General features: G+C 73.0%; 6 protein-coding genes, 1 tRNA gene and 1 other RNA gene. 5 read left to right on the plus strand and 3 right to left on the minus strand.

Features of this window, described 5'->3' with window-relative positions; genetic code table 11:
• Nucleotides 1-188: 188 nt before the first annotated feature.
• Nucleotides 189-1901 carry a helicase HerA-like domain-containing protein gene (locus D8M35_RS14005; protein WP_126892410.1) on the plus strand — a complete coding sequence of 571 codons (1713 nt, stop codon included), beginning with the start codon at nucleotides 189-191 and terminating at the stop codon, nucleotides 1899-1901.
• Between the two features lie 36 nt (nucleotides 1902-1937).
• Here D8M35_RS14005 and D8M35_RS14010 read toward each other — a convergent pair whose 3' ends face one another.
• Together D8M35_RS14010 and D8M35_RS14015 are read right to left on the minus strand one after the other, a co-directional pair.
• A complete protein-coding gene (locus tag D8M35_RS14010; RefSeq protein WP_126892405.1) occupies nucleotides 1938-2582 on the minus strand; it encodes a hypothetical protein in 645 nt (214 codons plus the stop codon).
• A gap of 289 nt (nucleotides 2583-2871) precedes the next feature.
• A tRNA-Ser gene (locus D8M35_RS14015) sits at nucleotides 2872-2959 on the minus strand.
• 122 nt (nucleotides 2960-3081) lie between these two features.
• Here D8M35_RS14015 and pta point away from each other — a divergent pair.
• Both pta and D8M35_RS14025 read left to right on the plus strand, forming a co-directional pair.
• Entirely contained in the window at nucleotides 3082-5190 is a 2109-nt protein-coding gene (gene pta / locus D8M35_RS14020; RefSeq protein WP_126892406.1) for a phosphate acetyltransferase, read from the plus strand.
• Between the two features lie 102 nt (nucleotides 5191-5292).
• Complete coding sequence (locus D8M35_RS14025; protein WP_126892407.1) at nucleotides 5293-6489, plus strand: acetate/propionate family kinase; 1197 nt, start codon at nucleotides 5293-5295, stop codon at nucleotides 6487-6489.
• Nucleotides 6490-6521: 32 nt separating this feature from the next.
• Here D8M35_RS14025 and D8M35_RS14030 read toward each other — a convergent pair whose 3' ends face one another.
• On the minus strand, nucleotides 6522-7196 hold the full coding sequence (locus D8M35_RS14030) for an SDR family oxidoreductase (protein WP_126892408.1): 675 nt from the start codon (nucleotides 7194-7196) through the stop codon (nucleotides 6522-6524).
• Between the two features lie 36 nt (nucleotides 7197-7232).
• Here D8M35_RS14030 and ffs point away from each other — a divergent pair.
• Both ffs and D8M35_RS14040 read left to right on the plus strand, forming a co-directional pair.
• Nucleotides 7233-7329: signal recognition particle sRNA small type (ffs, locus tag D8M35_RS14035), an RNA gene on the plus strand.
• A gap of 163 nt (nucleotides 7330-7492) precedes the next feature.
• A partial coding sequence (locus D8M35_RS14040) for a DNA polymerase III subunit gamma and tau (protein WP_126892409.1) occupies nucleotides 7493-8976 on the plus strand: 1484 nt, incomplete at its 3' end.

Below are 8976 nucleotides of genomic sequence, written 5' to 3' on the forward strand. Positions count from 1 at the left end.
TCGAGGCGGCCCGACGGGCCGAGGAGCTCGCTGCGGCGCTGGAGCGGGCGACCGGCACGGCGCCCACTCCGTCCGCGGCACCCGGCGTGACGGCGCCGCCCGACGCCGGGCCGGTACCTGACGCGACCACCGAGCCCGACGCGACCACGGGGCCTGACGTGACCACAGCCGGGGGTGGGACGGCGTCGGTGCCGGACACCGAGCCTCCCGGCCCGCTCGGTCCCGACGCGGTCGAGGCGATCCGCGCCGGGTACGCCGTCGAGGGCACCGCCCTCGAGCTCGGCGCCCTCGTCAACGGCAGCGCCCTGCCCGACGTCCAGGTCCGGATCCCGCTCGGCATGCTCAACCGGCACGGCCTGGTCGCCGGGGCGACGGGCACGGGCAAGACCCGCACGCTCCAGCTGCTCGCCGAGCAGATCGCCGCGAACGGCGTCCCCGTGTTCGCGGCCGACGTGAAGGGCGACCTCTCCGGACTCGCCGAGGCCGGGCAGCCGAACGCGAAGCTCCTCGCCCGCACCGAGGCGATCGGACAGCGGTGGCAGGGCATCGCGAGCGCGACGGAGTTCTACTCGCTCGGCGGTCAGGGCACCGGTGTGCCGATCCGTGCGACCGTGTCCGGCTTCGGGCCGCTGCTGCTGTCCAAGGTGCTCGGCCTGAACGCGACGCAGGAGTCGTCGCTCGGGCTGGTGTTCCACCACGCCGAACGCGCCGGACTGCCGCTCGTCGACCTGTCGGACCTGCGCGCCGTGCTCACGTACCTGGTGAGCGACCAGGGCAAGGCCGAGCTGGCCGAGCTGGGCGGGCTGTCGAAGCAGACGGCCGGGGTGATCCTCCGTGAACTCGTGACCTTCGCCGACAAGGGCGCGGACCGGTTCTTCGGGGAGCCCGAGATCGACACGCAGGAGTTCCTGCGCACCGCCCCGGACGGCCGCGGGATCGTGAGCCTGCTCGAGGTGCCGGGCGTGCAGGACCAGCCCGAGGTGTTCTCGACGTTCCTGATGTGGCTGCTCGCGGACCTCTTCAACGAACTGCCCGAGGTCGGCGACACGGACGCGCCGAAGCTCGTGTTCTTCTTCGACGAGGCGCACCTGCTGTTCTCCGGGTCCTCGAAGGACTTCCGCGAGCAGATCGTCCGCACCGTGCGGCTCATCCGGTCGAAGGGCGTCGGCATCGTCTTCGTCACGCAGACGCCGAAGGACCTGCCCGACGACGTGCTCGCGCAGCTCGGCTCGCGGGTGCAGCACCAGCTCCGGGCGCACACCCCGGACGACGCGAAGGCGCTGCGCGCGACCGTGTCGACCTACCCGACGAGTGACTACGACCTGGGGGAGGTCCTGACCTCGCTCGCGACGGGCGAGGCGATCGTGACGGTGATGAACGAGGACGGCGCGCCCACGCCGGTGGCGTGGACCCGTCTGCGGGCACCGCAGGGGTCGATGGACGCACTGCCGTCGGGCGTCCTGGAGGCGCGGGTCACCTCGTCCCCGCTCCTCGCCCGGTACGGCACCGCGGTCGACCCCGAGTCGGCCCGCGAGGTCCTGGCCGCGCGGATGGAGTCGGCCGCCGCGGAGGAGGCGGCCGCACAGGCGCAGGCGGACGCCGAGCAGGAGGCCGCCCGAGCCGCTGCCGCGGCGGCGAAGGAGGCGGCCGCACGGGCCGCCCGGGACGAGCGCGACCGGAAGGCGGCACAGGCGGAGTACGAGCGGACGCAGCGCGAGTTCGAACGGGCGGAACGGGCCGCGGCGAGGCGCCGGTCGCGGACGACGTCGACGCGTTCGTCCCGGTCCGGTGGGCGGGCTGCGGACGACCCGCTCGGCGGGCTGCTGGGCAACGGCCTCGGGCAGACCATCGCCGAGGAGGTCGTCCGCGGCATCTTCTCGACCCTGCGGCGGCGGCGCTGAGGATCGGGTCGGACGGCCGTCGAGCGGCCGTCCGGCTCAGCGGGTCAGGAGGCCGACGGTCTCGACCGCGAGCAGCCCGGCGACGATGCACGCCGCGGCCACGGCGACCAGCAGCACGCCACCGCGCCGCTCGTACCAGGTGCGGCTCGTCGGCCAACGGCGGGCGACCTCGCGGACGTGGACCGGGCGGCGCTCGTGCTCGACGGGCACACCGAGCACCTCGACCACGCGGTCGAGGGCACCGTCGCCCCAGACGTCGCCGCGCAGCCGGAAGAGGTGCGACCCGTCGGCGTCGAAGGCGAGGAGTTCGCGCGCGGTCCGGTCGGGCGACGTGGCGTAGGTCGGAGCGATGACCAACCGGTCGATCCGGGCACGGGCGACGCGGCGGTCGGGGCTGAGGACGGCGTTCAGGACGACGACGTCGGCGTCGATCCCGAGGAAGGCCTGACCGAGTCGGACGAAGAGGACCCCGAGGGCCACGGCGAGGGCGACGACGAGCCCGGCGACGAGGGCCCACCAGCGCTCCGGCAACGACACCCAGACGAGCGCGACGGCGAGGGGCACGGCGGAGCAGACGACGCTCAGCACGGTGGAACGGACGAGCGAGCGCCGCGGGCGCAGGACCACGTCGTAGACCGGCGTCCGCAGACGCCCGGCAGCCGACACCGTCGCTTCCCCCACGTGGGTCTCCTCACCCCTCGGGCGCGTGGGCAGGCCGAGTGGCCCACCGCGGGTGACGCCCCTGCCGCCCGCTGCACCGTGTCCGACCCGTCCCGGGGTCGTCCGTCTGCACAGACTAGGGGCAGGACGGGGCGGAGGACAGTCCGTTCCACCCCCGATGGGCGTTTCCCGGCCAGGACGCACCGAGCGGGGTGCGGGCGTGTCCCACGAGTGGGGGACGACCCGGGTCGGGACGAGCATCCGGGAACGACGAAGGGCGCGTCCTGGTGGACGCGCCCTTCGGTGCTGCTGGCGGAGAATGGGGGATTCGAACCCCCGAGGGCTTGCACCCAACACGCTTTCCAAGCGTGCGCCATAGGCCACTAGGCGAATTCTCCTCGCGCCACCTCGCGGTGACGACACCCAATGGTACAGGTTCGCGGGGGTGGTCACGACCACGTCGCTCCGCGGCCACGTCGGCTCCCAGAGCGCACGGTGTGCCCGCGACTAGCCTGGACGGGTGTCGACCCGCATCTACATCACGTCAGCAGAAGGACACACGGGCAAGAGCACCGTCGCCCTCGGAGTCCTCGAGACCCTCGCACGCTCCGTCGGACGCGTCGGCGTGTTCCGGCCGGTCGCGCGGTCGGTGGCGGAGCCGGACTACGTGCTCGAGCTGCTGCTGCAGCACTCGGCGGTGGGGCTGACGTACGACGAGGCCGTCGGCGTGACCTACGACGACGTGCACGCCGACCCCGACGCGGCGCTCGGCACGATCCTGAGCCGCTTCGCCCAGGTCGAGCGGCGGTGCGACGCCGTGGTGGTCCTCGGGTCGGACTACACGGACGTCGGCAGTCCGACCGAACTGTCGTTCAACGCGAAGGTGGCGGCGAACCTCGGCGCGCCCGTGCTGCTCGTGCTCGGCGGCCGGGACTCGGCGGAACGCGGCGCCCGCACGCCCGACGCGATGGCGCAGGTCGCCGACGTCACCACCAGCGAACTCCGGGCAGCCCACGCGCAGCTGCTCGGCGTCGTCGTGAACCGCGCCGACCCCGAGGCCCTGCCGGCGATCGTCGCCAGTGTCGAGCGGGCCGTGCGCGACGACCACCCCGACACCCCCGTGTGGGCGATCCCCGAGGACCGCGTGCTCGTCGCCCCGACCGTCCGGGCGCTGCTCGAGGCGACCGGAGCCACGCTCGTCCGCGGTGACGAGGCACTGCTCGAGCGTGAGGCCCTCGGCACCGTGGTCGCCGGCATGAGCATGGAGAACGTCCTGCCCCGCCTCATCGAGGGCGGCATCGTCGTCGTGCCGGGCGACCGCAGCGACGTGCTCCTCGCCACCGTGCTCGCGAACCAGTCCGAGACCTTCCCGAGCCTGGCGGGTGTGATCCTCAACGGCGGGTTCGAGACCTCGCCGCAGATCACCCGGCTGCTCGAGGGCCTGTCGAGCTCACTGCCGATCGCGCGGAACGAGCTCGGCACCTACGACACCGCGCTCCGGATCACGCACACCCGCGGGCGGCTCGCGGCGGACTCGCCCCGCAAGGCGGACCTCGCGCTGGCGCTCTTCGAGCAGCACGTCGACGCCGATGCGCTCCGCGACCGCCTGCAGCTCACCCCGTCCGGGGTCGTCACCCCGCTCATGTTCGAGCACGGGCTGCTCGACCGCGCTCGGGGGTACGGGAAGCGGATCGTGCTGCCGGAGGGCGACGACGACCGCATCCTGCATGCGGCCTCGACCCTGCTCGCGCGACAGGTCTGCGAGCTCACGATCCTCGGCGAACCGGCGGCGATCCGGGCCCGTGCGACCGAGCTCGGGCTGGACCTCGAGGGCGCGCAGCTCGTCAGCCCGTTCGACCCCGAGCTGCGCGAGCGCTTCGCCGAGGAGTACACGCGGCTCCGGGCGCACAAGGGCATGTCGATCGAGCTCGCCCGGGACACCGTCACCGACGTCTCCTACTTCGGCACGCTCATGGTGCAGCTCGGACTCGCCGACGGCATGGTCTCCGGCGCGGGGCACACCACCGCCCACACCATCCGACCGTCCTTCGAGATCATCAAGACCCGACCCGACACCTCGATCGTGTCGAGCGTGTTCCTCATGGCGCTCGCCGACCGCGTGCTCGTCTACGGCGACTGCGCGGTGATCCCCGACCCGACCAGCGAGCAGCTCGCCGACATCGCGATCTCCTCGGCCGAGACGGCAGCGCAGTTCGGCATCGACCCCCGCGTCGCCATGCTCAGCTACTCGACCGGGGACAGCGGCAGCGGCGCGGACGTCGACAAGGTCCGCGCCGGGACCGCCTTCGTGCGCGAGCGTCGCCCGGACCTGCTCGTCGAGGGGCCCATCCAGTACGACGCCGCCGCCGACCCGACGGTCGCCCGCACCAAGATGCCGGACTCGCCGGTGGCAGGCCGGGCGACGGTGTTCGTCTTCCCGGACCTCAACACCGGCAACAACACGTACAAGGCCGTGCAGCGATCGGCCGGCGCGGTCGCGATCGGGCCGGTCCTGCAGGGCCTCCGCAAGCCCATCAACGACCTGTCCCGCGGTGCGCTCGTGAGCGACATCGTGAACACGGTCGCGATCACCGCGATCCAGGCCGGCACCGCGACCGACGCGGCGTGACCGACCCGTCCTGACCCGGCCGAGCCGAGCCGCGACCGACCGCAGCCCGGACCACCCGCCCGCACCGCGCCTCCAGACCGTCCCGAGAAAGGCACCACCGAAGTGACCGCAGCCCTCGTCGTGAACTCTGGTTCGAGTTCGTTCAAGTACCAGCTCATCGAGCTCGAGGGCGAGCGCACGCTCGCCTCCGGACTCGTCGAGCGCATCGGTGAGTCGTCGGGGGCGTGGAAGCACACCAACGCGCTGACGGGGGAGTCGTCCTCCAACGACGCGGCCTCCGTCCCCGACCACGCCGCCGGCTTCCAGGCGATGATCGACGCCTTCGCGAAGGTCGGACCGTCGTTCGACGAGCACCCGCCCGCGGTCGTCGGGCACCGCGTCGTGCACGGCGGGACCACCTTCGACGCGGCGACGGTCGTCACCGACGAGGTCGAGCAGCAGATCGAGGACCTGAACAGCCTCGCGCCGCTGCACAACCCGGCGAACCTCGAGGGCATCCGCGCGGCGAAGCAGGTCTTCTCCGACGTGCCGCACGTCGCCGTGTTCGACACCGCGTTCCACCAGACGATGCCGCCGCACGCCTACACCTACGCGATCCCGGCCGACCTCGCCGAGCGGTACCGGATCCGCCGCTACGGGATGCACGGCACGAGCCACAAGTACGTGTCCGAGCAGACGGCGGAGTTCCTCGGCCGCCCGCTGTCCGAGCTGAAGACGATCGTGCTGCACCTGGGCAACGGCGCGTCGGCCGCGGCGATCGACGGCGGACGGTCGATCGAGACGTCGATGGGCCTCACGCCGCTCGAGGGCCTCGTGATGGGTACGCGTTCCGGCGACCTCGACCCGGCCGTGCTCATCCACCTGCACCGCGAGGCCGGCATGTCCTTCGACGACCTCGACACGATGCTCAACAAGCGGTCCGGCCTGCTCGGGCTGACCGGCAACGGGGACATGCGTGACGTGCAGGACGCCGCGCTCGGCGGCGACGACGAGGCCGAGGCGGCGCTCGCCGTGTACCGGCACCGCATCCGTCGGTACGTCGGCGCCTACACGGCGCAGCTCGGCGGGCTGGACGCCGTCGTGTTCACCGCCGGGGTGGGGGAGAACAACGCACTGCTCCGGCGACGCGTGCTGGCGGGGCTGGAGCACCTGGGCATCGAGGTCGACGCCGACCGCAACGAGCTGCACTCGAAGGAGGCCCGGCTCATCTCGACCGACTCGTCGCGGGTCGCGGTGCTGGTCGTCCCGACGAACGAGGAGCTCGAGATCGCCCGGCAGTCGGCGGCCGTCGCGCTGTAGGGGGCGGCGTCCGGGCGAGCCGCCGGCGCGTGTCAGCTCAGGGCATGCAGCGCCGCGGGGATCGGCGTGTCGCCGCTCGTCACCTCGAACTGCACCCCCACCGCGGTGTCATCGAGCAGCGCGTGCAGGACGAGGGCGGCGACGTCGGCGCGGGGGATCGAGCCCCGGGGCACCGTTCGCCCGACGTGGACGGTGCCCTGCGGCGGGGTGTCGAGCAGGGCGCCCGGCCGGATGATCGTCCAGCGCAGGTTCCGCATCCGGATGTTCGCGTCGGCCTCCGACTTCGCCCGGAGGTACACCTGGAAGACGTCGGCCTCGGTCCGGGCCGGCACCACCGCGCGTTCCGGGTCGTAGGCGTCGGCCCCCATCGCCGACACCATCACGTACCGGTCGATGCCGATGCGCTCCGCCGCGTCGGCCAGGGTCACCGCTGCGTCGCGGTCGACGGTCTCCTTGCGCTCCGCACCGCTGTTCGGCCCGGCTCCCGCTGCGAAGACGACGGCGTCGACGCCGCGGAGGCGCAGGGCCAGCTCGTCGTCGTCCACCTGTTCCAGGTCCACGACCAGGGCCGTCGCACCCTGCTGTTCGACGTCGGTCACGTGGGCGGGGTTGCGGATGATCGCGACCGCGTCGTGGCCCGCGTCGGTGATCAGGCGGGCGAGGAGCAGTGCGATCTGGCCGTGTCCTCCGGCGATGGCGATCTTCATGTGTCCGATACTGCCCGGAGCATCCGGTAGACTTCCGGAGGCTCCTCACGTGACGCCATCCAGGCCAACTCCCCCAGGGCGGAAACGCAGCAAGGGTAACCGGGCTCTGGCGGGTGCGTGAGGAGTCTTCTTCGTTCCGGGAGCCGTCCTCCGTTCTCGGGAGCCTCGAGCCTCCCGTCCTTCCCGGGAGCGCCGGCACCGGCCGGGAGGCACGGCGGCCCTCCGCCCCGCGACCCGCCTCCACAGGCGGTCGCCGAGGGCGTCGTGCTGTCGGCCGTCACGGCTACCCTTGACCCGTGGTCACCGCCCTGTATCGCCGTTACCGGCCCGAGAACTTCGCCGAGCTGATCGGTCAGTCGCAGGTCACGGACCCGCTGCGGACCGCCCTGCGGACGAACCGCGTCAACCACGCGTACCTCTTCAGCGGGCCGCGCGGGTGCGGCAAGACGACCTCGGCACGCATCCTCGCCCGCTGCCTCAACTGCGAGCAGGGGCCGACGGACACGCCCTGCGGCGTGTGCCCGAGCTGCGTCGAGCTCGCCCGTGGCGGCGGGGGCTCCCTCGACGTCATCGAGATCGACGCCGCCAGCCACAACGGTGTCGACGACGCCCGTGACCTGCGCGACCGAGCGGTCTTCGCGCCCGCCCGCGACCGCTACAAGATCTTCATCCTCGACGAGGCGCACATGGTGACGCCGCAGGGCTTCAACGCCCTGCTCAAGCTGGTCGAGGAGCCGCCGGAGCACGTGAAGTTCATCTTCGCGACGACCGAGCCCGAGAAGGTCATCGGCACCATCCGCTCCCGCACGCACCACTACCCGTTCCGGCTGGTCCCGCCGGCGACCATGCTCGAGTACGTCGAGCAGCTGTGCGCGCAGGAGTCGGTCTCCGTGGCGCCGGGCGTCCTGCCGCTCGTCGTCCGCGCCGGCGGGGGCTCGGTCCGCGACACCCTGTCGCTGCTCGACCAGCTCATGGCCGGCAGCGAGGACGGTGCGATCGCCTACGAGCGTGCCGTCGCCCTGCTCGGCTACACCGACGCGGCACTGCTCGACGACGTCGTGGACGCACTGGCCGTCGCGGACCCCGCGTCCGCGTTCGCCGCGGTCGACCGCGTGGTGCAGACCGGCCAGGACCCGCGTCGCTTCGTCGAGGACCTGCTCGAGCGCCTCCGCGACCTCATCGTGGTCGCGGCGACGAACGAGAGCGCGGCAGCCGTGCTCCGCGGGATCTCACCGGAGGAGCTCGACACGATGACGCGCCAGGCCGGCGTCTTCGGCGCGACGGCCTTGTCGCGCTCCGCCGACATCGCGAACCGGGCACTCACCGAGATGACCGGCGCGACGTCGCCGCGACTGCACCTCGAGCTCATGACGGCGCGCATGCTCGTGCCCGAGGCGGACGACACGCAGCGCGGGGCACTCGCGCGCGTCGAACGGCTCGAGCGGCGCGTCGGCGTGGGTGACGTCGGCGGGCACGACGCGCCGGTGGCGACCGCGCCGTCGGGTCCGGCAGCGGACCGGAGCACGGCGTCGAGGGGCGCACAGGCCTCGTCGCCCGCGGCCGCCCGTGCGCCACAGTCCGGCCCGGCAGGGACGCCCGTCGGTTCGTCCGTGCAGTCGGGCTCGTCCGCGCAGCCCGGTTCGTCCGCGCAGCCCGGCTCGACCGGGAGCGGTCCGACCACGCCGCAACCGAGCACCTCCGACGTCGACGCGGCGCCGGCTGGAGCCGGCGACCCGCGTGCAGCAGCGCGTGACGCGGCCGCGTCACGCGCTGCTGCACG

The sequence above is a fragment of the Curtobacterium sp. HSID17257 genome (assembly GCF_003989515.1).
Lineage (GTDB): Bacteria > Actinomycetota > Actinomycetes > Actinomycetales > Microbacteriaceae > Curtobacterium.

Bases quoted from the DNA above. Each gene is read 5' to 3' on its own strand.
- D8M35_RS14030 (WP_126892408.1), bottom strand. From the start codon at position 7,196: ATGAAGATCGCCATCGCCGGAGGACACGGCCAGATCGCACTGCTCCTC.